The following is a 22,368-nucleotide window of genomic DNA, read 5'->3' as shown; positions in this document are numbered from 1 at the left end:
GTCGCTGTGTGTCCCTGTTTTGTGGCGTGCGTGGGTGTTGGGGGGGGGGGGGGGGGCTGTCGCGGGGGCGGGGTTGTGGGGGCGCCCACCTCACCCCCCCCCCCATCCGCACCCATCACCGCCAGGAGACCGCATGACCACCCCCAAGGCCCTGCGCCGCGTCGCGGCCGCGGGCCTCGCCCTGACCGCCTGCCTCGCCACGGCGCCCGCCGCCACGGCCGCCGCCGCCGAGCGCGACGACGGCCCCGCGAGCGCCGCAGCCGGACTCGACCGCTACCACCACCAGCGCCTCGACTGGCGCAGCTGCGTCCTGGCCCCGACGACGAGGTCGGCCGCGGCCTGGAGAGCGCGGGCGCGCGCTGCGCCGACTACGGCCTCGGCGACACCCGCGCGCAGGTGCGCGCCACGATCGACCGCGTCGTCGCGGCGGCCGAGCGGGCGCCGCTCACCGTCGGCACCGCCCCCGACGTCTTCCGGCTCGACGGCAGCCAGGTGCCCGCCCTGCTGTTCGCCGGGCTCGCGAGCGACCTCGACCCGGCGCGGGCGGGCCTCGCCGAGCAGCTGTCCGTCCTGGCCAAGGCCGCCGACGGGCAGCCCACCCGGGTGTCGCCCGGCTTCGCCGCCTTCCTGCGGGAGGCGTTCACCAGCGCGGGTTCGGCCACCGGCTCGACGGCGCCTTCCAGTACGCCGGCTTCGGCGTCTACGGCAACGCCTGCGTCGACGGCTCGGTGAACACCTACCTGGCCACCGGCCACCTCCCGGGCAAGGACCGCACCTGCGCGAAGTAGCCCCGAGAAGCCGTGGGCAGCCGTGGGCAGTCCTTCCTGATCAACCGAAGGCTGCCCTAGGCTGCGCCCATGCTCTCTGTGGTGGTGGCCCCCTGGGCGGGCGAGGCGGAGCCGGTGTTCGTGCGGGCGCCGGACGAACTGCATGATGCCGCGAGCACGATGAAGGTCGCGGTGTTGGCGGCGCTCGCCCGGGGCGGGGTGGATCTCGATGCCGAGGTGCCGGTGGTGAACCGGTTCGAGTCCGTGGTGGGCGGGGAGTTCGGCAACGATCCCGACTGGGACAGCGATCCGCTGCCGTGGGAGCTGCTGGGCACGCATGTGCCGCTGCGGCTGCTCGCCGAGCGGATGATCACGCACTCCTCCAACCTGGCCACCAACCTGTGCCTGGCCCGGGTCGACCGGGCGGCGGTGGCCGAGGCGTGGCGGCGGGCCGGGGCGACGCGCAGCGCGAGCCCGCGCGGGATCGAGGACTACGCGGCGCGCGACGCCGGGGTGCACAACCTGGTGAGCGCGCGGGACTTGGTGCGGCTGCTGCACTCCCTGGGCGGGGAGCCGGAGTTGCTGGCGCTGCTGGAGCGCAACGCGTTCCGGGTGGATCTGGCGGCGGGCCTGCCGCCGGACACCCGGATCGCCTTCAAGAACGGCTGGGTGCCGGGCGCCCGGCACAGCGTGGGCCTGGTCCACCCGCAGGACTGCCCGCCCTACCTGATCGCGGTCTGCTACACCGGCCCGCTGGCCTCGGGTGAGGACCGTACGGACCCGGCGGCCCGGCTGCTGGCCCGGGTCTCGGCGGCGGTGTGGCAGCGGCGGCACGAGCTCGCCGGCGCGTGAGCCGACGCGTGAGCCGGCGCGTGACCCGGCCGCCGGCCTGCTGCACGGGGCTGTGCAGCAGGCCGGACAGGGGCTTTAGTACGGCTGGACGAGGACGTGGGCGGCGCCGGGGATGCCGACCTTGAGGAGTTCGTCCTCCTCCGGGGTGGTGGGCATGCCGGTCTCCTGCTTGAGGATGGCCCGGGAGAGCGCCTGGACCCACATGGCGCGGGGTCGGCGGCGCTCCTCCCAGGCGGCGAGCGCGGCGGGCACGGTCTCGGCGGCGTCCAGGCTCTGGGCGAGGACGAGGGCGTCCTCGACGGCCATCGCGGCGCCCTGGGCGAGGTGCGGGGTGGAGGCGTGGGCGGCGTCGCCGGCGAGCGCGATCCGGCCGACGTGCCAGGGCTCCTCGACGCTGACCTGGGAGATCCGCGAGTAGACCACGGCGGACGGGTCGGTGACCTGGGCGAGGGCCTCGGCGATCGGGCCGCCGAAGCCGGCCAGGCGTTCGGCGAGCTGCTCGTGGGCGTGCCCGGGGTCGGGCCGGAAGTCCTCGGCCTCGGCGAACACCGAGCCCAGGTACATGAGGTCGTCGCTGATCGGGGTGAGCAGCGCCTTGGCCTTGAGGTTGCCGGTGGACATCACCACGCCCTGGACCTCGGGTGAACGCGGCAGGGTGACGCGCCAGTTGGCGAAGCCGGTGTACTCGGGCGCGTACTTCTCCCCGTAGAGGCGCTTGCGCAGCGGGGAGCCGATGCCGTCGAAGCCGACGACGAGGTCGTAGCGGCCGCGGTGCCCGTCGGTGAGGGTGGCGTCGATGCCGTCGGCGTCCTCGGCGAGGTCGGCGATGGTGGTGCCGAAGCGCAGGGTGGCGCCGGCCCGGGTGGCGGCGGTGGCGAGCACCTGGGCGAGGGCGGGGCGGGGGATGCCGTTGTTGGAGGGGGCGTCGCCCATCCGGGGCTGCGGGATCTTGGCGAGGGTGGCGCCGGTCGGGTCGCAGATGGTCAGCACCTCCCATTCGAAGCCGGCGGCGAGGCAGTCGTCGAGGACGCCGATCTCGCGCATCACGTGGAGGGCGTTGGAGGGCTGGATGATGCCGACGCCGAGGGCTTCCAGCTGGTCGCGCAGTTCGGCGACGTCGACGTGGTGGCCGCGCTTGGCGAGGGCGGTGGCGAGGGTGAGCCCGCCGATGCCGCCGCCGTGGACGAGGACGCGCAGGGGTGAGGTCATGGGGTGGCTCCTGGGGAAGGGAGGTGGTTCAGCCGACGTTCAGCCGACGGGGGCGGCGGAGAGGTCCATCAGGTGGTCGACCAGGGCGAGCAGCAGGTCGCGTCCGAAGGCGCGTTCGCGGACGTCGCCGAGGAGCATCGGCACCTGCGGGTCCAGGTCGAGGGCGGCCCGGATCTCGTCGGGGGTGCGGGTGTTGTGGCTGTGGAAGCAGTTGATGGCGACGACGAAGGGGATGCCCCGGCTCTCGAAGAAGTCGATGGAGGCGAAGCTGGTGTCGAGCCGGCGGGTGTCGGCGATGACGATGCCGCCGAGGGCGCCGTTGACGAGGTCGTTCCACATGAACCAGAAGCGTTCCTGCCCGGGGGTGCCGAACAGGTAGACGACGAGGTCCGGGCTGACGGTGATCCGGCCGAAGTCGAGGGCGACGGTGGTGGTGTCCTTCTGGTCGACGCCGGACAGGTCGTCCACGCCGACGCTGGCCCGCGTCAGGTACTCCTCGGTGCGCAGCGGGGTGACCTCGCTGACGGAGCCGACGAGGGTGGTCTTGCCGACGCCGAAGCCGCCCGCGATGAGGATCTTGACGGCGGCCGGCGCGGTGGCGACGCCGGCGTCAGCGGCACTGCTGGGGTGGGGTGTTGCCATGGTTCAGAGTCTCCGGAGTCCTTCGCGAACGGCCGTGAGCAGGCCGAGGTCCACGCCTCCGGCGGCCCGGGCCACCGAGAGCGGTGCCCTGGCCCGCAGCAGGCCCTGGGCGACCAGGTCGCCCAGCAGGATCTTGGTGACCGAGACCGGGAGGTCCAGGCCGGCCGACACCTCGGCGACGGCGGCGGGCCGCCGGCAGTGGTCGAGGATCATCCGGTGCTCGGGCTGGAGGCCGCGGGCACCGGCGCGGCTGCCCCGCGCCAGGGCCCGGTCGGCCTCGTCCTCGACGGTGGTGAGCACGGTGATCAGGGTGAGGTCGTCGCGCTCGGGGGCGGTGCGGCCGCGGGTGATGGTGTACGGGCGCACCATGGCGCCCGACTCGTCCTCGGCGTCCTCGTCCGGCAGTTCGCTCCAGTGCGGGACCCCGCCGCGCTGCCCGTTCCCGTTCCCGCTACCGCTCCCGTTTCCGTACGGGCCCACCGGTGTCAGCTCCGGTTCCGGGCGGCGAAGGCGTCGAAGCCGGTGGGGGAGGCGGCGCCGGCCTCGGCCCGCACCGGGGTGGTCATCTTCTGGCCGACCTGCTGCACCAGGGTGTGCATGGCGACCGACATGACCTCGGCGTCGACCTCCTGGGAGGCGACGACGGCCAGGTGGGTGCCCTGGGCGGCGGCGATGATGAACAGCCAGCACTCGGCGAGTTCGACGATCACCTGGTGGACGGCCCCGCCGTCGAAGAGCTGGCCGACGCCGCGGGCCAGGCTCTGCTGGCCGGTGGCGACGGCGGCGAGGCGCTCGGCGTCGGCCCGTTCGATGGTGCGGGAGTGGCTGACGACCAGGCCGTCGTCGGAGAGCAGGACGGCGTTCCTGGTCCCGGGCACCGAGTCGACGAGTCCGTCCAGCAGCCAGTCCAGGTCCTGGTGGGTGGCGATCGTTCGGTTCATGACTGGTCATCCGTTCGTGTGGTTCGGGGGTCCGCGGCCGGCAGGGCCCAGGGGGAGGGGCCGGACGCGGGCGTCGGGGAGCCGGCGGGGGCGGTGGGGGGAGCCGGTGGGGTCACGGCCCCGGGCAGCGGGTGCTCGCCGCTGTCCTGGGCGCGGGCGGCACGGGACTGGCGCTGGAAGGCGCCGATCGTCGCACCGGAGCGCTTCGCCGGGCGCTGGAAGGGGCCGCCGGCGGGCTCGGTGCCCTGGGCGGCGGATTCGGCGCGGGGCCCGGCGGCGGGCTCGGCCCACTGCGGGCGGGGCGCCGGCGGGACGCGCAGTTCGGCGGCCAGGCTGGCCTGCCGGACGCGCTGGGGCAGCGGGGGCTGCTCGGTCTCGGTGGGGCTGAGCGGCACCGCGGAGGCGTACTCGCGGCGCCGACGCCGTTCGGCCAGCCGGTAGTGGTCGGCCGGGCGGTACTGCTCGTCGGCGTACGGGGCCTCGGCGTCGGTGACCCGGGCGTAGGCGATGTCCGGGTAGGCGGGCACGTCGTGCGAGGGCCGCTGGTCGGCCGGGGCGTCGGGGGCCGGGGAGCTGTGCTCGATCGGCTGCTCGGCGTACGGGGCGGCGTACGGGGTGGGGAACGGCGCGGGCTCGGCGGCGGGCGCGGCCTCGGGCTGGACGTACTCGACGTGGCCGAAGGCCTGGACGGGGGCGGTCAGCGGGTCGTGCGGGAACTGCTGGGTCTGCGGGAGCTGCTGGGTCTGCCCGAGCGGTTCGACGTGCCCGACCGGTTCGACGTACCCGAGCGGTTCGGCGTACCCGGGCTGCTCCACGTGCTGGACCTGCCCGAAGGCCTCGACCTGCCCGAACGCCTCCACCGGCGGGAAGGACTCCACCGGCGGGAAGGAGTCGGCCGCGGCGAAGGTCTCCACGGGCGGGAGGGGCTCCGCCGGCGCGAAGGACTCTCCCGGCGGGAAGGAGTCCACGGGCGCGACCGGCGGCCCCGCCGGCGCCGGCGCCGGGGCCTCGTTGGAGGCGGTGAGCAGCGCCTTGCGGGAGCGCCGCACGAGCGGGATCGGTTCGACGGGGGCGTCGTCGGGCAGTCCGGCGTCGCCGTCGATGACGAGCTCGTCGGGGACGAGCACGACGACCCGGGTGCCGCCGAAGGCCGACGGCCGGAACTCGATCTTGAGTCCGTGGTGCGCGGCCAGCCGGGCGATGACGTAGAAGCCGAGGCGGACGTCGTCCGCCCGGGCGAGCACGTCGGTGCGGGGCGGGCGGCTCATCAGTTCGTTGGCGGCGTCGTACTGCTCGGGGTCCATGCCGAGGCCGCGGTCCTCGATCTCGACGGCGAGTCCGCGGCCGACCATGGCGGCCCGGACCTCGACCGGGGTGGGCGGCTTGGAGAAGGTGGTGGCGTTCTCCATCAGCTCGGCGAGCACGTGCGCGACCGGGCCGACGGCCCGCTCGGACAGCCACGGGTGGCCCTCGACGTCGATCATGATCCGGCGGTAGTCCTGCACCTCGCCCTGCGCGGCGCGCAGCACGTCCAGCAGCGGGACGGGCTTGCGCCAGCGCCGCTGCGGCTGGCCGCCGGCCATGATGACGAGGTTCTCCTCGTAGCGGCGCAGGCGGGCGGTGAGGTGGTCGAGGTCGAACAGGCCCTCCAGGACCTCCGGGTCCTCGTGCTTGCGCTCCAGCTCGTCGAGCTTGCGCAGCTGGCGGCCGATCAGCAGCTGGGTGCGGCGGGCGATGCGCTGGAGCAGCCGCTCGAAGCCGCGGTGCTGTTCGGCCTGCTTGACGGCGGCCTCGACGGCGGAGGCGCGGGCCAGGTTGAGGGCCTGGCCGAGGCGGGCGAGCTCGTCGGTGCCGTTGCCGTGCGGGCCGGCGGTGATGGTGCGGGAGTCGGCCTCGACGTCGACCTGCTCGCCGCGGCCGAGGCGTTCGACGACCTCGGGGAGGGTGCGCTCCATCTCCTCGGCCTGGGTCTGGAGCTCCTTGATGCGCCGGCGCAGCGAGCGGCTGAGCCGCCAGGAGGCGATGATCACCGCGACGACGGTGATCAGGCCGACGACGGTGGTCAGCACGACCGTGGTGAGGAGGGAGAGGATGGTGCCCTTGCCGACGTCGACGATGCCGCTGGTGCGGGTCTCGATGACCTTGACCAGCTGCGGGTTGAGCTGGTCGAGGGCCTGGCGCCACTGGTCCTGGGCGGCGGGGAGTCTGACGGTGCCGTTGGCCTCGGCGGCGGTGGGCTTGGTGAGCGACTGCTCGACGGCGGCCTTGGCCTGCCAGGCGGGGCTGTTCATCAGGTCGTGCCAGGCGGCGGACTCGCCGTCCGGGATGTACGGGACGACCTGGACGGCGAAGAGGTGCTCCTGCGCCCCGACGGACTGCTGGACCTGCTGGTAGTCGGTGACGGTGAGCCGCCCGGTGGGCCAGCCGCGGGCGAGGATGGCGTCCTCGCGGGCGAGCATCTCCTTGGCCCAGAAGGCGTTCACCAGGGTCTTGGAGATCCAGGTGACCTCGCCGGTGTCGACGTGGCTGAGTGCGGTGAACAGCCGCAGGTCGACGGCGATCAGGTCGGTGTAGTACGTGTAGAGGGTCTGCTGGTCGATCGAGCCGTGGTCGACGGCGGCGCGCTGTTCGGCGAGCTTGCCCATCGCCTGGCGGGCCTCGGTGACGGCGGTGCGAACCTCTTCGGGGGCGCTGTCGGCGGTCTCGCCGGAGAGGACCTGGAACTGGCGGACCGCGTCGTCGGTCTGCTGGCGCTGGCGGCGCAGCTGGTCGGTGTTGCCGCCGGGCCGGGCGAGCGCCTCGGCGCTGAGCCGGCGTTCTTCCTGGAGGCTGTAGTAGACGATGTTGGACGGCTGGCCGGCCTTCTGGGCGAGCAGGCCCTGGGCGGCCTGGCGCTGGAAGGCGAAGACGGTCTCGCCGCTGGTGACCGCCCACAGGGCGGCCAGGGCGATGCTGGGGACGACGGCGAGGACGAGCAGCGCCGTCCGCAGTGACAGGCGCGGACGCCTGCGGGGGGCCTTCGGCGTCGGGGGCCGCCGATTCGCACGCGCGCGCAGAGCAGTCTCCTTGGGGATGGCGGCCGGCCTGAGCGGGGCGGGCCGTCCGGGGCACGGGCTTGACGAGGCGATACTAGTCATACCGTGTGATTGGAGTGAAAGTGCGTTCGCCGCCTGGACCGTGGTCACACACGCTCCGGACACAATGTCATCTGACGGTTGATCGTACGTGCTCGAAGCATCCCAGTTCGGAGCGGGTTGACGAGGCGTCGGCCGTCGGAGCGGGCGGCCGGGTGGCCGCTGTGTGAAAACTGTGTGCCCGCGCTCCGGATATCGCCCCCGGCCGCTCCACCCGCCCCGCCCGCCCCGCTCAGTCGGCCAGCAGGCGCGACCGGGTGGCCTCCAGCTCGGCCGCCAGCACCCGCCCGGCCTCCTCGGGATCGCCCCGGTGCAGCGCCCCGACGAGGTCCGCGTGTGACGCGTAGCCGTGGTTCGGGTCCCCGCTGCGCAGCCCCAGCACCCCCACCAGGGCCACCAGATGCTCCCTCAGGACCGGCGCGAACTGGGCGAACAGATCGTCCAGCACCGGATTGTGCGCGGCCGCCACCACGGCGGTGTGCAGCGCGATGTCGGCGTCCACGAAGGCCGTGTCGTCCGCGCCGCCCGCCGCCAGCCGGGTGGCCAGTGCCGCGTCCACGGCGGTGAGGTCCGTCTCCGTGCGGCGTGCGGCCGCGAGCCGGGCCGCCTGCACCTCGACCATGGTGCGCACCTCGTAGACGTGCGCCAGTTCCGCCCGGCGCAGCCGGGTCGGCCAGTCCAGGGCGGGCCGGTCCGCCGTCACGAACACGCCCGACCCCTGCCGGCTCTGCACCATCCCGGCGCCGGCCAGCGCGCGCAGCGCCTCCCGGACGGTCGAGCGCCCGACGCCCAGTTCCTTCGCCAGGGTCACCTCGCCCGGCAGCTTCCCGCCCACCGGCCAGTGTCCGGCGGTGATCTGCTCCTCCAGGCGTCGGGTGGCCTGGTCGACGAGGGGGGAGCGGTGGAGGGGGCCGAGCGGGGACATTCGCGTTCACCTGTCAGCTTGTCTGAGGACTTGGTTCGTGGTTAGTCTACCCGGCATGCAGCCGTGGAGTCTCCCTCTGGGTGGCCTTCTTCTTGGTGGCCGCAGCGGGGGCGTGACCGGACCGGCACCCCGCTGCGGGGCGCCGTCCTGCCGGTCCACCGGTACCTCCGTAAGGACTCATCATGCGATTCCCGACCCTGCGTACCCCCGCCGGCCCCGTCCCGGTCACCGCCCCCGCCTGGAACCCGCAGCGCCCGGGTGCCATGCCCTCCCACCGCTACCGGCCCGCCCACGAGCGCGTGCACGTCCCCGCACTGATGCGGCGCTGGCCCGGCCGGCGGATCGGCCACGCCCCGCTGTGGGTCCCCGTCGACCTGCGCGACGGCAACCAGGCACTGGCCGAACCCATGGACCCGGCACGCAAACAGCGGATGTTCGACCTGCTCCTGGCCATGGGCTTCAAGGAGATCGAGGTCGGCTACCCCTCCGCCAGCCGCACCGACTTCGACTTCGTCCGGCAACTGGCCACCGTGCCCGGCGCGGTGCCCGAGGACGTCACCGTCGTCGTCTTCACGGCGGCGCGCGCCGACCTGATCGACCGCACCTTCGAAGCCGTCGAAGGCCTGCCCCGCGTCGTCGTCCACCTCTACACCGCCACCGCCCCGCTCTGGCGCGAGGTCGTCCTCGGGCGCGACCGGCACGAACTGCGGGCCCTGATCACCGAGGCCGCCACCCACCTGGCACGTCGGGCCGACGGCCGGCCCGGGGTGCGCTTCCAGTTCTCGCCCGAGGTGTTCAACCTGACCGAACCGGACTACGTCCTGGAGGTCTGCAACGGCCTCACCGAACTGTGGGACGCCAGCCCCGACCGGCCCGTCGTCCACAACCTGCCCGCCACCGTCGAGATCGCCACCCCCAACGTCTACGCCGACCAGATCGAGTACCTGCACCGGCACCTGGAGCGCCGCGAGTCGGTGATCCTCTCCGTCCACCCGCACAACGACCGGGGGACGGGCGTCGCCTGCGCCGAACTGGCCGTGCTGGCCGGCGCCCAGCGGGTGGAGGGGTGCCTGTTCGGCAACGGCGAGCGGACGGGCAACGTCGACCTGGTGACGCTGGCGCTCAACCTGCACACCCAGGGCGTCGACCCGATGCTCGACTTCTCCGACCTCGACGAGATCCGCCGCACCGTCGAGCACTGCAACCGGCTGCCCGTGCACGAGCGCCACCCCTACGCGGGGGACCTGGTGCACACCGCCTTCTCCGGCACCCACCAGGACGCCATCAAGAAGGGCTTCGCCCACCACGCCAAGGTGGCGGCCGAGTCCGGCGTCCCGGCGCGCGAGGCACCCTGGTCGGTGCCGTACCTGCCGATCGACCCGGCCGACCTCGGCCGCGACTACGAGGCGGTCATCCGGGTCAACAGCCAGTCCGGCAAGGGCGGCATCGCCTACCTGCTCCAGACCGGGCACGGGCTGGAACTGCCGAGGCGGCTCCAGATCGAGTTCTCCCGGGTCGTGCAGGAGGCCACCGACGACAGCGGGCGGGAGGTGACGGCGGAGGAACTGTACGGGCTCTTCCGCGCGGAGTACCTGGACGCGGCGCCGGACTGGCCGTGGCAGGCCGGCGACGACTGGGCGGAAGTGGACGGCCGGCGCGGCGAGGGCGCCGGGCCGCTCGACGCGGTGGCCGACGCGCTGCGGGTCGACATCCTGCACTTCAGCGAGCACGCCGTCGGGGCTGGTGCTGGTGCTGGTAGCGACGCTGTCGCCTACGTCGAGGCCCGGGTCGGCGGGGTCGGCGGACAGGTGGTCTGGGGCGCCGGGCGGGACGGTTCGGTGCTCACGGCAGGCGTGCGGGCGGTGCTCAGCGCCGTCGGCCGCGCGCAGCGGGAGTGACGGCGGGGGTGACGGCCGTCGCGCCGGAGTGACCCGTACGGGCGGGAGTTGTACGGACGGGAGTCGGACGGAGACGGCCCACCGCGACACCGTGCGCGGTGGGCCGTGCCGTCCACCTACATCGGTTTCGGTGCGATCACCGCGAACGGCGCGCCCTGCGGGTCGGCCACCACCGACATCCGGCCCGCCACCATGTCGAACGGCGGGGCGAGGACGGTGCCGCCGTGCTTGACGAGGGCGTCCACGGTGGAGTCGACGTCGTCCGTCGCGAAGTACGTCAGCCAGTGCGCGGGCGTGCCGGGCGGGTCGTTGGCGAGCAGCGAGACCCCGCCGACGGCCCGGCCGCCGACCCGCAGCTCCCAGTACTGCTCGGCGCCCTGCGCCGGCTCGATCTCGATGCCGAACGCCTCGCCGTAGAAGGCGGTGGCGCCGGGCACGTCGCTGGTGTGCAGCTCGTTCCAGATCAGCGCGCCGCTCTCGTTGACGACCCGGGCGCCGAAGAACTCGCCCGGCTGCCAGACACCGAACACCGCGCCCTGCGCGTCGGCGGCGATCAGCATCCTGCCGAGCTCGCCGACGTCCATCGCCGGGACGAGCAGGGTGCCGCCCGCGCCGACGATCGCGTCCTGGGTGGCCTGGGCGTCGGTGGTGGACAGGTAGCTGGTCCACACGGTCGGCGGGGTGGGCATCCCCTCCGGCGCCATCGCCGGGCCGATCCCGGCGGACGGCTTGCCGTTCAGCTCACAGACCGCGTACCCGCCGAACTCGGCCGGGCCGACCTGCCCCTGCCAGCCGAACAGGTCGCGGTAGAAGTCCAGTGCCGCCTGCTGGTCCTGCGCCATCAGATCGACCCAGCACGGGGTGCCGGTCGCGTACGGAGTGGTGACTTCGGGCATTCTCGCTCCTTCAGGTGAGGTCCTGCGTCGGTCACCCTCTCGTCGCGGATCGCGCTCCGCCACTCGACACGCTGTCACGACCCGCCGGTCAGCACCGGTCAGCACCGGTCAGCACCGGTCAGCGCGGGTCAGCGCCGTCGAAGCGGGCAGGGCGGGTTCGATGCTGAAGGGAGGCGGCCCCCAACCGGCATTGGCCGATGGGGTGCCGTCAGATCGACAGCAGGAAGCTGACGATCGCCCATGGCGGCCGTCGTGTTCCGGACGCCGCGGCAGATCTTCCGCATCCGGGTCGGGAAGATCGCTTGGCTGCGTGGCTACTTCGCGCCTGAGATCGTGAGTCGATGAACATCCGACCGGCCACGGGCGGCGTCAGGTCAGGGTGCGGAAGAAGGTCCGGATGTCGGCGACCAGCAGGTCGGGCTGTTCCAGGGCGGCGAAGTGGCCGCCGTGGTCGAACTCGGTCCAGTGCACGATGTTGTCGATGCGTTCGGCGAAGGCGCGGACCGGCAGGGTGATGTCGTGGGGGAAGACGGCCATGCCGGTGGGGACGGTGGAGGGGGTGGCCTCGGTCCAGCCATTGCGGGCCGACTCCTTGTACAGCCGTGCGGAGGAGCCGGCGGTGGCGGTGAGCCAGTACAGCATCACGTTGGTGAGGAGGTGGTCCCGGGGCACGGCGTCTTCGGGGAGGCCGCTGTCGCAGTCCGTCCATTCGCTGAACTTCTCGATGATCCAGGCGAGTTGGCCGACCGGTGAGTCGGTGAGCGCGTAGCCGATGGTGTGCGGGCGGGTCGCTTGGACGGCGGTGTAGCCGGAGGTTTCGGCCTGGTGGCGGGCCCAGGTGTCGAGCCGTTCGCGGTCGAGGGCGTCGAGGACGGCCGGGTCGCCGGTGGGGAAGGTGGGGGAGGTGTTGACGTGCACGCCGATGACCCGGGTGGGGGCGGCGAGGCCGAGTTCGCGGGAGATGCCGGAGCCCCAGTCGCCGCCCTGGGCGCCGTAGCGAGGGTAGCCGAGGCGGTTCATCAGTTCGGCCCAGGCGCGCGCCACGCGCCGGTAGTCCCAGTCGAGTTGGCTGGTCGGTCCGGAGAAGCCGTAGCCCGGGATGGAGGGCGCGACCACGTGGAAGGCGTCGCGCGGGTCGCCGCCGTGGGCGCGGGGGTCGGTGAGCGGGCCCAGGATGTCCAGGAATTCGGCCACCGAGCCGGGCCAGCCGTGCGTGATGATCAGCGGGGTGGCGTCGGGTTCGGGTGAACGGACGTGCAGGAAGTGCACGTTGGCGCCGTCGATGGTGGTGGTGTACTGCGGGAAGGTGTTGAGCCTGGTTTCGTGTTCGCGCCAGTCGTAGCCGGTCCGCCAGTACTCGGCCAGGTCCTGGAGGTAGTGGAGCGGGACGCCGTAGTCCCAGTCGGTGCCGGGCGGCGAGTCGGGCCAGCGGGTGCGGGCGAGGCGGTCGCGCAGGTCGTCGAGCTGGTGCTGTTCGATCGCGATGCGGTAGGGGCGGATGTCGGTTTCGGCGGTCATGGCGGGGCCTTTCAGAGCTCGGGGAGGGGTCAGGTCGTCGGCAGGATGTGGGCGAGCAGGGCCGCTTCCAGGTCGCGCAGTGGGAAGGCGGGGTCCTCGGCGGCGAGGGTGAGGCCGCCGCGGATGCCGGCGAGGAGGAGCAGGCGGGCGGCAGCGGGGTCGGGGACGCGGCAGGCCGCCAGGGATTCGTCCAGGGCCTGGAGGAGGTCGGCGGAGGCGAGGTCGGCGCCTGCGGCGACCAGGACGGCGCGGGCTTCGGGGTCGGCGAGCAGGGCGGAGACGGCCCGGCTCTCCTCGACCTCCTCGGGGGCTGCGTCCAGGCCGAGCAGGGCGGAGCGGACGAGGAGTTGCAGGGTGGCGGCGGGGCTGTCGGCTGGCTGGGCGGCGAGCGCCGCGCGGGTCCGTTCGCGCCAGCCGTCGGCGATGTCGATCAGCAGGCCGTCCTTGCTGCCGAAGTAGCGGGAGGGCAGTCCGTCGGCGACGCCGGCCCGGGTGGCGACTTGGCGCAGGGTGGTGGCGCGGTAGCCCTGTTCTGCCATGAGCAGGACGGCGGCGCGCCGGATCTTGGCGCGGGTCGCTTCGCGGACGGCCGCCGAGGCCTCAGGCGTGCGGGGCACGGGGGTGTCCGGTTTTTGGTTGAACCATTGTTCAATATAAACACACGGCAAAGGTCCGCGTCACGCCCGGCGCGGGCCCCGGGGAGTCGGAGGTGGCGGGGCAGGCGCTAGCCCAGTTCGTAGCGGATGATCTCGTCGGTCACGGTGGTCACGACGAAGCCGGTCTTCACCAGGACCCTTCCCGAGGCGGGGTTGCCGACGCGGTGCTCGGCGGTGACCCGTGGGGTGGGGTGGTGGGCGAGGAACCGGCACACCGCTGTGGTGGCGTAGCCGTGGCCCCAGGCGTCCTCGCGCAGGATGTAGCTGAGGCTGCCCGTGTGGCCGGTGATGCGGAGTCGGACGATGCCGATCAGGTCGTCGTGGACGTCGATGCCGAGGACGCGTGCGGTGCGCGGTCGCTGCGCGTCGGCCTCCCGGGCTTCGCGTACGTAGTCGTGGGCCTGGGCGGCGGTCATCTGGCCGAACCACAGGTCGGCGACCGACCTGCCGCTGTAGATGCGGCGGACGGCGTCGGCGTCGGCCGGCCGCAGCTCGCGCAGGTGCACCCTTCCTCCAAGTCGCGGCGCCGGTCCGGGACTTCACCCTGTCGAACGGGAAGCCGACGGGAAGCCCCGGACCCTGGGCGGCTCAGGCGAAGATGAGGCGGAAGATCTGGTTGTAGACGAAAAAGCCGCCGGGCTGGCCGGGGATCGGCTGCAGGTTGAACGTCTCGGCGAATTGCAGCGGCTTGTCGAAGGCGTTGTCGATGGCGAGGCCGCCCGTGACGGTGACCAGTACGCGGTTGCCCGGGGCGGGCTGCGCGTCGGTGGTGTTCACCTTGTGCTTGACGGTGGCCAGTTCGGGCGTCGTCAGCTTCGCGAGGATGTTCTGCTGCCCCTGGAGCTGCTGGCTTTCCCACGTGAGCATCGACTCGGGTCGGTAGAGGCTGGAGAGGTTCCCGCGTCCCTGGCTGCCGGAGTCGAAGGTGGTGTAGTAGTGGCCCACGAACGAGTTGGCAATGGCGTTGAAGTCCATGCGCGGAACGTACCAGTCCGCTCACAACAGGTGTGCGCTGTTTGACAGATCCGGCTGGGGCTGCCAGAGGGGCGGCCGGCTCGCCTTCCGGGCGACGGGTCCTCGGCGGTGGCGGTGTGGCCGCCGTCCGGGATGCCGCGCGGGGCGTCGCCCAGGTTGCGGCGCAAGCGAATGATGCCGGAGGGTGGTCGCATGGATACTCTTCGTGTGCGACCCTCGCGGCCCGCCCGTCGGCGGCGTCTCGCGCTCCTCGCGCTCCCCGTGACCGGTGGCCTGCTCGGCGCTGCCCCCGCCTCCGCGCCGCAGCAGGTAGCCCCGGTGGACCTGAGGACCGTCGTGACGGCCGCCGCCGCCCATGGGCAGCAGGTGTTCTCGGAGGCCGGCACCTCCTACTTCACGGTGCCCGCCGGGGTGACCGAGGTCCTCGTCCAGGCCTGGGGCGGCGGTGGCGGCGGCGGTGGGGGAGGCGGTGGGGGCGGGGGTGCCGGAGGGGGCGGCGGCGGCGAGGACTCCACCTTCGGGTCGTACGGCGGTGGTGGCGGTGGTGGCGGCGGCGGGGGAGCAGGAGGGGGCGGTGGCGTCGGCGGTGGCAGCGGCTTCTACCTCGCCTGCCGGGTCCAGACGTCCCTCCTGGAGCAACTGCCCCCGTACGGGCAGCTGCCGGGAACCGTCGCAGTGCGCGTCGGACGGGGTGGTGGAGGCGGGGCCGCGGGGTCGGGTTCGGGCGGGGGTGGCGGCGGTGCGGACACCGAGAACGGCGGCAGCGGGGGGTCGGGCTCCACCGGTGCCACCGGCGGGGTCGGTGTGGAGGGGTTCAGCAGCGGCGTGTTCTTCGAACTGCCCTTCCAGGATGCCGACGGCGAACTCGTCCTGCAGCCCTTCGCCGCGGCGGCCGGCGGTCGGTGCGGGGGGGGCGGACCGACCGGACCTGGCGGCGGTGGCGGCGGGGGAGGCACCACCGGGCGGTCGAACGGCCACCCCGGAAGCGGCGGATCCGGCGGCCGGGGCGGACCTGGCAGCGCCGGGGGAGCGCAGGGTCAAGGCTCCGACAGTGTGTGTGAGGGGGAGGCGACCGGTGGCGTCATCGGCGCGGACGGTGCGCAAGGGGCGGGCGGTGGGTCGGGCTACTCCGGTAGCGCAGGCAATGACGGAGGCCAGGGGCGGGGCGGTTACGGCGGAAACGGCGGCTACGGCTCCTCCGGCGGAGGTGCGGGCGGTGCGGGCGCGACGCTCTCGGCCGCCACGCCCGCCCCGCCGGCCGGAACCGGCACGGGAGGTGCGGGCGGAGCCGGCAGCGGTGGCGGCCAGGGAGGCAGGGGCGGCAACGGTGACGACGTCGTCGTCAACGACAACACCCCCGGCAGCCCGGGCGGAGCCGGCGCCGACGCGACCGGGGGCACGCAGGGGACGCCCGGCTACGTGATCATCAGCTGGTAGCCCGACGGCCGGCCGCCTCGCGACGGGGCGTGGACCACGGGTGGGCCGGGGCGGTGTGAACGCCGCCCCGGCTCGCCCGGTGGGGTCGGGGGTCCGGCAGCCGGCTCTCCACGGGGGCGCCGACGCGTCGTCGTCAGTGGTAGGGAGCCCGCGTGACGGTCGCAGTCGGCGCAGTGGGGGCCACGGTCGCCGAGCGCATTGGCGCCGGGTTCCTCTCCAGCGCGGTCTTGTCCCGTGGTTCGGTAGTGACGCGCGAAAACACGGTTCCCGGTATTGGGCTGCTGCGGTACCGACCGGATCCCCTGTTCGGTGCCGTCTCGGCTCGGCCTTGTGAAGTCGGGTGCTCAGAACGACCAGTGGATGAGCGCGTACCCCGGCGCTCCGGCCTCGCCGGGCGAGGCGCTGCCGGGACCGGACTCGCCACCCGGCCCGCCGGTCGCGGCGTCTCCCGGGTTGGCGCTCCCGGTGTTCGCGGGCTGGCCGCCCGTTCCCCCCGGCGAGACGATGTTCGGGAAGAGCGCGCCGGCCGTGCTGCCCCCGGCCGCGCCGGGCCGTACGTAGCCGCCGCCGCCCAAGGGGGTTTCGGCGGGTGCGGTGCCGCCACCCCCTGCGCCGCCGCTGGCGTACGAGTCCGGGAAGCCCCCGCTCGCCGTGAAGCCCCCGCCGCCGCCCTGGGCGGTGGCCAGCACCGTCGAACCGATCGCGATGGTGGTGCTGGTGCCGCCGGAGCCCACGGCGCCAACCGCGCCGCCCGCGCCACCGGCACCGATGGTGATGGTGACCTGCTCAAGGGGGAGCACCGTGATCGCACCGTGCACGTATCCGCCGCCACCCCCGCCCCCACCGCCGGTCACGGGCGCGGTCGAGGTGCCGCCGGCGCCTCCGCCACCGGCGCCCCAGGCATCGATCAACAGGCCGGTGACACCGACGGGGACGGTGAAGGTGGCGGTCCGGGTGAACTCGCGCACGCCCGTGGTGGCGTGGGCGGGGGCGGTCCCGGCGGCGAGGGTGGTGGCGGAGACGGCCAGCACGGTCGCGCAGGCGGCCAGTGCGGCCCTGCTCCGCCGACGGTGCGTCGTGGTCGGGGCGGATGTCATCGAGGTGTTCCTCCGTGTCGCTGCCCTGGCCGGGCGTGGGCGGGTGGGTCTGTGGGTAGTCCACGCACCATCCTTCGCTCCCGGGGCGCGCCGTGCACCAGGTGTTACGCCGGATGACCGGGGAGCCGGGCCTGCCGGTGGATCTCGACCAGCGGCTCGCCCTGCTCGGAAGCCGGTGTCGGTGGGTGCGGGTAGCGTGAGCGCACGTGGGCAGTTGGGCCGACACCGGGGGGATCGATGGAGAACGCGCCGGACCACGGCCGGACCGTGCGGAACGGTTCGCTCGCGATGATCGGCCTGGGGGTCCTGCTGTTCGTCCTCAGCCTCGTCTACCTGATACCGCACGACATGGGGGTGACGTCGGCTCTCCGCAGCCGCGGCGTCCACGTGTCGGCGGTCGTCACCGACTGCACCGAGGTGAGCGCGCCGCAGGACAACCCGGCGGGCAACGCCCACTGCCGGGTACGGTTCACGACGTCCGAGGGGGCATCCGTCGAGACCCAACTCGCCTACGTCACCGACACCGTCAAGGCCCGCGACACCGTGACGGCGGTGTACGACCCCCGGCACACCGACACCGCCGCCCTCGCTTCGAGCATCGGTTTCTGGAACTCACTGGGCCGGAACGTGCTCGATGTGGTCGCACTGGTCGCGTCCGTCGTCATGACCCTGCTGGGCCTCGCGGTCCATCTCGCGTACCGCCGGCTCACCCGGGCGCGCAGACGGCCCACCGCTCTTTAGGCGGTGAGCCGTTGAGGGGGAAGTCGATCAGACCTCGGCGGTGGCGGCGAAGGCGACGAACGCCTGCCAGGCGGCGGGGGTGAAGGTGTGGTGGGGGCCGGAGGCGTCCTTGGAGTCGCGGACGAGGACGGCCTCGGTCGTCTCGGCGACCTCGATGCACCGGCCGGCCTCGTTGCTGCTGTGGCTGCTCTTGAACCAGGCGAGTTCGTTGCTCACTGCTCCCCCTGGCGCGAAGCGTTCCTCAGGCTCGCCTGCTGCGTGATCACCTACCGACGCGTGTGGCGTGCACGGAGCCGAGCAGGCTGAGTGCCTCGGCGCTGGGGCTGCCGTGTTCGGCTTGGTAGATGATCAACTGCTGGCCGGGGGCGTCCCGCACGTCGAATGCGTGGTGGGTGAGGGTCATGCCGCCGACGTCCGGGTGGTGGAGGTGCTTGTGTTCGCGGGTCTTGCCGCGCACGGTGTGGGTGTTCCACAGCCGGGCGAAGTCCGTGCTGTGCGTGCTGAGTTCGCCGACGAGAGCCCGTAGGCGCGGACTGCCCGGGTCGACGCCGGACGCCTGGCGCAGGTGCCCGACCACCGTCTCTGCCGTCCGGTCCCATCGGGGGTGGAACGGCCGACCTGCCGGGTCGAGGAAGACCATGCGGGCCAGGTTGTCCATCGCTTCGAAGGGGGAGTACAGGGCCTCGGCCAGGGCGTTGGCGGCCAGGATGTCCAGGATCGGGTTGATGACGAACGCCGGAGTGCCGGGGTAGCCGTCCAGCAGGACGCGCAGGTCGGGGGCGACCTGGTCGGTGGCGGCGACGGGCCGCTGGGACGGCGCGGTTCCGGACAGTTGGTGAAGGTGCGCCTGGGCATCGGTGTCCAGCAGCAGCGCGCGGCTGAGCGCGTCCACCACCTGCGCGGACGGGTGGCGTTCACGGCCCTGTTCCAGCCGGGTGTAGTAGTCCGCGTTCACCCCTGCCAGTACGGCGACTTCCTCGCGGCGCAGCCCGGCGACCCTGCGCACGCCATGGCTCGGCATCCCGACCTCGTCCGGCCGCACGGCTGCACGGCGCGCCCGCAGGAACTCACCCAGCTGGTTGTCGGTCATGTGCCCAGGCTAGGCCGTGGGCCCGGTGTGCCGCCTGGGTGTACCGCACCCAGGCAGCACACGGCCTGGGCCGCCCGGAACACCTCGCCCAGACTCGGTGACCTACCGAGAGACAAGGGGCAGTCATGCCGGACCAGACGATCAAGGTCGTAGCGATCACCGGTGCCAGCAGCGGGATCGGCGAGGCGACCGCCCGCCGGCTCGCCGCCGACGGCCACCGCCTGTTCCTGGGAGCACGGCGCACCGATCGCCTGGACCGACTCGTCACGGAGATCACCGCCGCGGGCGGCACGGCGGCGGCCCGGCGCCTGGACGTGACCGAGGCCGCCGACGTGCGGGACTTCGTGGCAGCGGCCGAAGAGCGGTACGGCCGCGTGGACGTGATGGTCAACAACGCCGGGGTGATGCCGTTGTCGCCGCTGGAGGCGCTCAGGACGGAGGAGTGGGACCGCATGATCGACGTGAACCTGCGGGGTGTCCTGCACGGTATCTCCGCCGCCTTGCCCGTGATGCGCGCCCGAGGTGGCGGGCACATCGTGAACATCGCCTCCGTCGGCGCGTACGAGGTCTCTCCCACCGCTGCCGTGTACTGCGCCACCAAGTTCGCGGTCCGTGCGATCTCCGAGGGCCTGCGTCAGGAGTCCGCCGGTGACGTCCGGGTCACGCTGGTCTCGCCGGGTGTCACGGAGTCCGAACTCGCCGACGGCATCGCGGACCCGGCCGCCCGGGCGGCCATGCGGACCTACCGCGCCGTGGCCCTGCCGGCCTCCGCGATCGCGGACGCCGTCGCCTACGCGATCTCCCAGCCGCCGTACGTCGACGTGAACGAGATCGTCGTACGACCTGCGGCGAGCGCCCAGTGACGGAAGGAACCGGAATGCTGCACACCCCCGCTCTCGACGACCTGGCGCGCAGAATACGTGGTCTGGAGGACCGGGACGCCCTGCACGCCCTCATGATCCGAGGCTGGCGGGCACTGGACCGCAAGGACTGGCAGACCTGGTCCGCCTGTTGGGCCGAAGACGCCGTGCTGGAGTTCGGGCCCTGGCAGCAAACCCAGGGGAGGGAGGCCATCCGCGCGAAGGTGGAGGAGGCCGAGTCGCCCTACACGAGCATCCAGCACCACATCCTCAACATGCACGTGGACGTGGCGGGCGACCGGGCGACCGGCATCGGGTACATGTGGTTCGTCGCCGTCGCCGTCGCCGTCACCGCTCCGGGGAGGACCTCTGCCCCCTACTCCATGGGCGGTCCCTACGACTGGGAGTTCCGCCGTGACGGGGACGGATGGCTCTTGGCCCGGCAGCGGCTCGGGGTCTTGTGGACCGACGGCGAGGACACCCTGCGAGCCTTCGAACCGGAGTGACCGGAACTATGCTGATCAGGCCTCGGCGGTGGCGGCGAAGGCGACGAACGCCTGCCAGGCGGCGGGGGTGAAGGTGTGGTGGGGGCCGGAGGCGTCCTTGGAGTCGCGGACGAGGACGGCCTCGGTCGTCTCGGCGACCTCGATGCACTGGCCGCCCTCGTTGCTGCTGTGACTGCTCTTGTGCCAGGCGACCTCGACGCATTCGCCGCCCTCGTTACCGCTGTAGCTGCTCTTGAACCAGGCGATCTCGATGCACTCGCCGCCTTCGTTGCTGCTGTGGCTGCTCTTGAACCAGATGAGTTCGCTGCTCACTGCTCCCCCTAAATCCGGGATGGCGTGGTCAGCTTGACGGTACGCCAACGGCCCGCCGCCCGGTAGGCGGTGGGCCGTTGGGAGGACGTTGATCAGACCTCGGCGGTCGCGGCGAATGCCACGAACGCCTGCCAGGTGGCCGGCTCGAAGGCCAGCTGCGGGCCGCTCTTGTCCTTGGAGTCGCGCACGTGGATGACAGCGGGCGTCTCGGCGACCTCAATGCAGGCGCCGCCTTCGTTGCTGCTGTAGCTGCTCTTGAACCATGCCAGCTGGGTGCTCATAGTTCTCCCAGAATCTTCTCGATCAAGGCCAGGGACTCCTCAGGAGACAGGGCCTGAGCCCTGAGGGTGCCGTACCGCGCATTCATGATCCGGACCTCGTCCGGGTCGGTGATCAGCCTACTGCTGGTCTGAACTTCGATGTAGGCGGTCTGCGGTCGGCCTTTGGGCGTGAGCAGAATGAACGATCCGCCCATCCCCACGTGCTCTGTCCTGTCAAGGGGCATGATCTGCACCACCATTCCCCGCATGCGCCCGACCTCCAGCAGTCGTTGCAGCTGCTCCTTGAAGACCTCTCGGCCGCCTAGGGGGCGCCGCAGTACGCTCTCGTCGATCACCCAGCTGAAGATCGCCCTGGGCCATCGCGTGAGGATCTCCTGCCGAGCCATACGTGCGGCTACGCGCATCTCGATCACTTCTTCGCTGAGAGCGGGCTGCCGCATTTCGTAGAGCGCCCGCGCGTAGCGTTCCGTTTGGAGGAGGCCTGGAATGAGAAGAGTGGTGTAGTCGTGCATCTCGATCGAGTCAACCTCTAGGGCTGCGTAGCCCCGGAACCAGGCGGGGTGTCTCACGCGCGCCTTGGCCCGCGCCCGCATCACGTCGTCCTTCGTGATGGCCAACAGGCCGCCGGCGTTGAGGACTTTGTCCGCCGCCACCAGGAACTCCGGCTGCGGGGTGCGCTTTCCGCGCTCGACCGCGCCGATCAGGTGCTCTCCGTAGCCGACGCGTTCGCCGAGTTCCTTCTGCGTCATCCCGGCCCGCTCCCGCAGGAGCTTGATCTGCTTCCCGATGGCGCGGAAGAAGTCCGACACCTCGCTCAGGTCCTCCTGCAGTTCCGTGCGAACGTCGTCGTCCGACTCGATGTTGCGTCCTGCGCCCATCGCGACCACCCCGTTAGTGATTCGGCCACACGAACAAAAGCTGTCCGCACCCGGACAGGCACTCTCCGTACTCCCCGGATGCATGGTCAGCGTACGTCCGCGCCGTCACGATTTTTTCCATGACGACCGACATCCCCCTCGACAGCCCCCGCCGCCACACCATCACCCTCGCCGCCACCCCCAAGGGCGCCGCCATCTGCCGGCGCATCACCAGGCGTCAACTCACTACCTGGGGGCTGAACTTGTCCCACACCGAGCCGTACTACTCGGCTCTCCTGATCGTCGCGGAGCTCGCCGCTAACGCGACTACCCATGGCCGCGTTCCGGGGCGCGGCTTCGAGCTTCACCTCTGTCTCACCACCACCGTGCGCCGGGGCACAACCTTGCGCATCGAGATCTCGGACTGCCGGGGCGACCGCTTCCCCGCCCTGCCCGCCGTCCTCGCCCCCAACTCCCAGTCCGGGCGCGGCCTCACCCTCATCGACGCCCTCGCCGACCGCTGGGGCACCATCCCCCGCCACCCCAACGCCAAGACCGTCTGGGCCGAGCTCGACCTCCCCATCACCCTCGATGCGTCCTGAACCCCGCCATAGCCCGGGCAGCGCGACGCTCTGCACCCTCCTCCCGTTCGCCCTCCTGCTCGCCCTCCTCGCCTGGATCCACCCCCTCACCGCCCACCACCACCCGAACCGCCACCCCCGCCCCGTCGCCACCTCCACCCCAACCGCCCCGTAAAGCAAGAGGAGTGGGAAG

Annotated in this window: 27 protein-coding genes; 10 read left to right on the top strand and 17 right to left on the bottom strand. The window is 72.6% G+C overall.

What is annotated here, in order from left to right; all coding sequences use genetic code 11:
• Positions 1 to 396: 396 nt before the first annotated feature.
• From ACFV61_RS03265 to ACFV61_RS03255, 3 genes are all read left to right on the top strand, one after another.
• Complete coding sequence (locus tag ACFV61_RS03265; protein WP_380489811.1) at positions 397 to 732, top strand: hypothetical protein; 336 nt, start codon at positions 397 to 399, stop codon at positions 730 to 732.
• Positions 729 to 788, top strand: coding sequence for a hypothetical protein (locus ACFV61_RS03260; RefSeq protein WP_380369111.1), 60 nt, complete (start codon positions 729 to 731; stop codon positions 786 to 788). The genes ACFV61_RS03265 and ACFV61_RS03260 overlap by 4 nt, the downstream gene beginning before the upstream one ends.
• Before the next feature lie 69 nt (positions 789 to 857).
• A complete protein-coding gene (locus ACFV61_RS03255) occupies positions 858 to 1,619 on the top strand; it encodes a serine hydrolase (RefSeq protein WP_063349791.1) in 762 nt (253 codons plus the stop codon).
• 75 nt (positions 1,620 to 1,694) lie between these two features.
• Here ACFV61_RS03255 and ACFV61_RS03250 read toward each other — a convergent pair whose 3' ends face one another.
• The 6 genes from ACFV61_RS03250 to ACFV61_RS03225 all read right to left on the bottom strand — a co-directional run bounded on the left by ACFV61_RS03250 (position 1,695) and on the right by ACFV61_RS03225 (position 8,470).
• Positions 1,695 to 2,828, bottom strand: coding sequence for an FAD-dependent monooxygenase (locus ACFV61_RS03250; RefSeq protein ID WP_380489809.1), 1,134 nt, complete (start codon positions 2,826 to 2,828; stop codon positions 1,695 to 1,697).
• 39 nt (positions 2,829 to 2,867) lie between these two features.
• Positions 2,868 to 3,470: an ATP/GTP-binding protein gene (locus tag ACFV61_RS03245; protein WP_363366746.1), complete on the bottom strand. Its 603-nt coding sequence runs from the start codon at positions 3,468 to 3,470 to the stop codon at positions 2,868 to 2,870.
• 3 nt (positions 3,471 to 3,473) lie between these two features.
• Positions 3,474 to 3,950, bottom strand: a complete 477-nt coding sequence (locus ACFV61_RS03240) for a DUF742 domain-containing protein (protein ID WP_380489807.1) — start codon at positions 3,948 to 3,950, stop codon at positions 3,474 to 3,476.
• A gap of 5 nt (positions 3,951 to 3,955) precedes the next feature.
• Positions 3,956 to 4,411 (bottom strand): roadblock/LC7 domain-containing protein, encoded by a 456-nt coding sequence (locus tag ACFV61_RS03235; RefSeq protein ID WP_363366748.1) that lies wholly within the window; start codon positions 4,409 to 4,411, stop codon positions 3,956 to 3,958.
• Positions 4,408 to 7,548, bottom strand: coding sequence for a nitrate- and nitrite sensing domain-containing protein (locus ACFV61_RS03230; RefSeq protein WP_380489805.1), 3,141 nt, complete (start codon positions 7,546 to 7,548; stop codon positions 4,408 to 4,410). Before ACFV61_RS03230 ends, ACFV61_RS03235 begins: the two co-directional genes overlap by 4 nt.
• Before the next feature lie 229 nt (positions 7,549 to 7,777).
• The gene (locus ACFV61_RS03225) at positions 7,778 to 8,470 is read right to left on the bottom strand and encodes a FadR/GntR family transcriptional regulator (protein WP_380489803.1); all 693 of its coding nucleotides are present in this window, start codon (positions 8,468 to 8,470) and stop codon (positions 7,778 to 7,780) included.
• 182 nt (positions 8,471 to 8,652) lie between these two features.
• On the opposite strand from ACFV61_RS03225, the gene ACFV61_RS03220 reads away from it, so the two are divergent.
• Entirely contained in the window at positions 8,653 to 10,368 is a 1,716-nt protein-coding gene (locus ACFV61_RS03220) for a 2-isopropylmalate synthase (protein WP_380489801.1), read from the top strand.
• Between the two features lie 116 nt (positions 10,369 to 10,484).
• On the opposite strand, the gene ACFV61_RS03215 is transcribed toward ACFV61_RS03220, so the two are convergent.
• The 5 genes from ACFV61_RS03215 to ACFV61_RS03195 all read right to left on the bottom strand — a co-directional run bounded on the left by ACFV61_RS03215 (position 10,485) and on the right by ACFV61_RS03195 (position 14,413).
• On the bottom strand, positions 10,485 to 11,264 hold the full coding sequence (locus tag ACFV61_RS03215; protein WP_380489799.1) for a VOC family protein: 780 nt from the start codon (positions 11,262 to 11,264) through the stop codon (positions 10,485 to 10,487).
• Between the two features lie 369 nt (positions 11,265 to 11,633).
• Entirely contained in the window at positions 11,634 to 12,782 is a 1,149-nt protein-coding gene (locus ACFV61_RS03210; RefSeq protein WP_380489797.1) for an epoxide hydrolase family protein, read from the bottom strand.
• A gap of 29 nt (positions 12,783 to 12,811) precedes the next feature.
• Positions 12,812 to 13,399 (bottom strand): TetR/AcrR family transcriptional regulator, encoded by a 588-nt coding sequence (locus tag ACFV61_RS03205; RefSeq protein WP_380368832.1) that lies wholly within the window; start codon positions 13,397 to 13,399, stop codon positions 12,812 to 12,814.
• A gap of 107 nt (positions 13,400 to 13,506) precedes the next feature.
• Positions 13,507 to 13,944 (bottom strand): GNAT family N-acetyltransferase, encoded by a 438-nt coding sequence (locus tag ACFV61_RS03200; RefSeq protein WP_380489795.1) that lies wholly within the window; start codon positions 13,942 to 13,944, stop codon positions 13,507 to 13,509.
• A gap of 82 nt (positions 13,945 to 14,026) precedes the next feature.
• A complete protein-coding gene (locus ACFV61_RS03195; RefSeq protein ID WP_380489793.1) occupies positions 14,027 to 14,413 on the bottom strand; it encodes a nuclear transport factor 2 family protein in 387 nt (128 codons plus the stop codon).
• A gap of 318 nt (positions 14,414 to 14,731) precedes the next feature.
• On the opposite strand from ACFV61_RS03195, the gene ACFV61_RS03190 reads away from it, so the two are divergent.
• Positions 14,732 to 15,850, top strand: a complete 1,119-nt coding sequence (locus ACFV61_RS03190; RefSeq protein WP_380489791.1) for a hypothetical protein — start codon at positions 14,732 to 14,734, stop codon at positions 15,848 to 15,850.
• Positions 15,851 to 16,194: 344 nt separating this feature from the next.
• Here ACFV61_RS03190 and ACFV61_RS03185 read toward each other — a convergent pair whose 3' ends face one another.
• The gene (locus ACFV61_RS03185; RefSeq protein ID WP_380489789.1) at positions 16,195 to 16,947 is read right to left on the bottom strand and encodes a glycine-rich domain-containing protein; all 753 of its coding nucleotides are present in this window, start codon (positions 16,945 to 16,947) and stop codon (positions 16,195 to 16,197) included.
• A gap of 237 nt (positions 16,948 to 17,184) precedes the next feature.
• Between ACFV61_RS03185 and ACFV61_RS03180 the strand changes: the two genes are divergently transcribed.
• A complete protein-coding gene (locus ACFV61_RS03180; protein WP_380489787.1) occupies positions 17,185 to 17,688 on the top strand; it encodes a DUF3592 domain-containing protein in 504 nt (167 codons plus the stop codon).
• A 27-nt stretch (positions 17,689 to 17,715) separates the two neighbouring features.
• On the opposite strand, the gene ACFV61_RS03175 is transcribed toward ACFV61_RS03180, so the two are convergent.
• Positions 17,716 to 17,904 carry a DUF397 domain-containing protein gene (locus tag ACFV61_RS03175; protein WP_380489785.1) on the bottom strand — a complete coding sequence of 63 codons (189 nt, stop codon included), beginning with the start codon at positions 17,902 to 17,904 and terminating at the stop codon, positions 17,716 to 17,718.
• Positions 17,905 to 17,950: 46 nt separating this feature from the next.
• The gene (locus ACFV61_RS03170) at positions 17,951 to 18,778 is read right to left on the bottom strand and encodes a helix-turn-helix transcriptional regulator (protein WP_380489783.1); all 828 of its coding nucleotides are present in this window, start codon (positions 18,776 to 18,778) and stop codon (positions 17,951 to 17,953) included.
• A 125-nt stretch (positions 18,779 to 18,903) separates the two neighbouring features.
• Here ACFV61_RS03170 and ACFV61_RS03165 point away from each other — a divergent pair, with 125 nt between their 5' ends.
• Both ACFV61_RS03165 and ACFV61_RS03160 read left to right on the top strand, forming a co-directional pair.
• Entirely contained in the window at positions 18,904 to 19,641 is a 738-nt protein-coding gene (locus ACFV61_RS03165; protein ID WP_380489781.1) for an SDR family oxidoreductase, read from the top strand.
• Between the two features lie 14 nt (positions 19,642 to 19,655).
• Positions 19,656 to 20,144: a nuclear transport factor 2 family protein gene (locus ACFV61_RS03160; RefSeq protein WP_380489779.1), complete on the top strand. Its 489-nt coding sequence runs from the start codon at positions 19,656 to 19,658 to the stop codon at positions 20,142 to 20,144.
• Between the two features lie 15 nt (positions 20,145 to 20,159).
• On the opposite strand, the gene ACFV61_RS03155 is transcribed toward ACFV61_RS03160, so the two are convergent.
• The 3 genes from ACFV61_RS03155 to ACFV61_RS03145 all read right to left on the bottom strand — a co-directional run bounded on the left by ACFV61_RS03155 (position 20,160) and on the right by ACFV61_RS03145 (position 21,615).
• Entirely contained in the window at positions 20,160 to 20,456 is a 297-nt protein-coding gene (locus tag ACFV61_RS03155; protein WP_380489777.1) for a DUF397 domain-containing protein, read from the bottom strand.
• Between the two features lie 92 nt (positions 20,457 to 20,548).
• Positions 20,549 to 20,737, bottom strand: a complete 189-nt coding sequence (locus ACFV61_RS03150) for a DUF397 domain-containing protein (protein WP_380489775.1) — start codon at positions 20,735 to 20,737, stop codon at positions 20,549 to 20,551.
• Positions 20,734 to 21,615 carry a Scr1 family TA system antitoxin-like transcriptional regulator gene (locus ACFV61_RS03145; RefSeq protein ID WP_380489773.1) on the bottom strand — a complete coding sequence of 294 codons (882 nt, stop codon included), beginning with the start codon at positions 21,613 to 21,615 and terminating at the stop codon, positions 20,734 to 20,736. The genes ACFV61_RS03150 and ACFV61_RS03145 overlap by 4 nt, the downstream gene beginning before the upstream one ends.
• Before the next feature lie 119 nt (positions 21,616 to 21,734).
• On the opposite strand from ACFV61_RS03145, the gene ACFV61_RS03140 reads away from it, so the two are divergent.
• Both ACFV61_RS03140 and ACFV61_RS03135 read left to right on the top strand, forming a co-directional pair.
• Positions 21,735 to 22,196, top strand: coding sequence for an ATP-binding protein (locus ACFV61_RS03140; protein ID WP_380368863.1), 462 nt, complete (start codon positions 21,735 to 21,737; stop codon positions 22,194 to 22,196).
• Positions 22,186 to 22,350 carry a hypothetical protein gene (locus ACFV61_RS03135; RefSeq protein WP_380489771.1) on the top strand — a complete coding sequence of 55 codons (165 nt, stop codon included), beginning with the start codon at positions 22,186 to 22,188 and terminating at the stop codon, positions 22,348 to 22,350. Before ACFV61_RS03140 ends, ACFV61_RS03135 begins: the two co-directional genes overlap by 11 nt.
• The last annotated feature ends 18 nt before the right edge of the window (positions 22,351 to 22,368 follow it).

This window comes from Kitasatospora sp. NPDC059817, from assembly GCF_042731835.1.
GTDB lineage: Bacteria > Actinomycetota > Actinomycetes > Streptomycetales > Streptomycetaceae > Kitasatospora.
This window is presented reverse-complemented; position numbering and strand designations above follow the sequence as displayed.

Coding starts and splice junctions, on each gene's coding strand:
- ACFV61_RS03255 (WP_063349791.1), top strand. CDS start 858: ATGCTCTCTGTGGTGGTGGCCCCCTGGGCGGGCGAGGCGGAGCCGGTG.
- ACFV61_RS03250 (WP_380489809.1), bottom strand. CDS start 2,828: ATGACCTCACCCCTGCGCGTCCTCGTCCACGGCGGCGGCATCGGCGGG.
- ACFV61_RS03245 (WP_363366746.1), bottom strand. CDS start 3,470: ATGGCAACACCCCACCCCAGCAGTGCCGCTGACGCCGGCGTCGCCACC.
- ACFV61_RS03235 (WP_363366748.1), bottom strand. CDS start 4,411: ATGAACCGAACGATCGCCACCCACCAGGACCTGGACTGGCTGCTGGAC.
- ACFV61_RS03230 (WP_380489805.1), bottom strand. CDS start 7,548: ATGACTAGTATCGCCTCGTCAAGCCCGTGCCCCGGACGGCCCGCCCCG.
- ACFV61_RS03225 (WP_380489803.1), bottom strand. CDS start 8,470: ATGTCCCCGCTCGGCCCCCTCCACCGCTCCCCCCTCGTCGACCAGGCC.
- ACFV61_RS03220 (WP_380489801.1), top strand. CDS start 8,653: ATGCGATTCCCGACCCTGCGTACCCCCGCCGGCCCCGTCCCGGTCACC.
- ACFV61_RS03215 (WP_380489799.1), bottom strand. CDS start 11,264: ATGCCCGAAGTCACCACTCCGTACGCGACCGGCACCCCGTGCTGGGTC.
- ACFV61_RS03210 (WP_380489797.1), bottom strand. CDS start 12,782: ATGACCGCCGAAACCGACATCCGCCCCTACCGCATCGCGATCGAACAG.
- ACFV61_RS03195 (WP_380489793.1), bottom strand. CDS start 14,413: ATGGACTTCAACGCCATTGCCAACTCGTTCGTGGGCCACTACTACACC.
- ACFV61_RS03185 (WP_380489789.1), bottom strand. CDS start 16,947: ATGACATCCGCCCCGACCACGACGCACCGTCGGCGGAGCAGGGCCGCA.
- ACFV61_RS03180 (WP_380489787.1), top strand. CDS start 17,185: ATGGAGAACGCGCCGGACCACGGCCGGACCGTGCGGAACGGTTCGCTC.
- ACFV61_RS03170 (WP_380489783.1), bottom strand. CDS start 18,778: ATGACCGACAACCAGCTGGGTGAGTTCCTGCGGGCGCGCCGTGCAGCC.
- ACFV61_RS03165 (WP_380489781.1), top strand. CDS start 18,904: ATGCCGGACCAGACGATCAAGGTCGTAGCGATCACCGGTGCCAGCAGC.
- ACFV61_RS03160 (WP_380489779.1), top strand. CDS start 19,656: ATGCTGCACACCCCCGCTCTCGACGACCTGGCGCGCAGAATACGTGGT.
- ACFV61_RS03150 (WP_380489775.1), bottom strand. CDS start 20,737: ATGAGCACCCAGCTGGCATGGTTCAAGAGCAGCTACAGCAGCAACGAA.
- ACFV61_RS03145 (WP_380489773.1), bottom strand. CDS start 21,615: ATGGGCGCAGGACGCAACATCGAGTCGGACGACGACGTTCGCACGGAA.
- ACFV61_RS03140 (WP_380368863.1), top strand. CDS start 21,735: ATGACGACCGACATCCCCCTCGACAGCCCCCGCCGCCACACCATCACC.
- ACFV61_RS03135 (WP_380489771.1), top strand. CDS start 22,186: ATGCGTCCTGAACCCCGCCATAGCCCGGGCAGCGCGACGCTCTGCACC.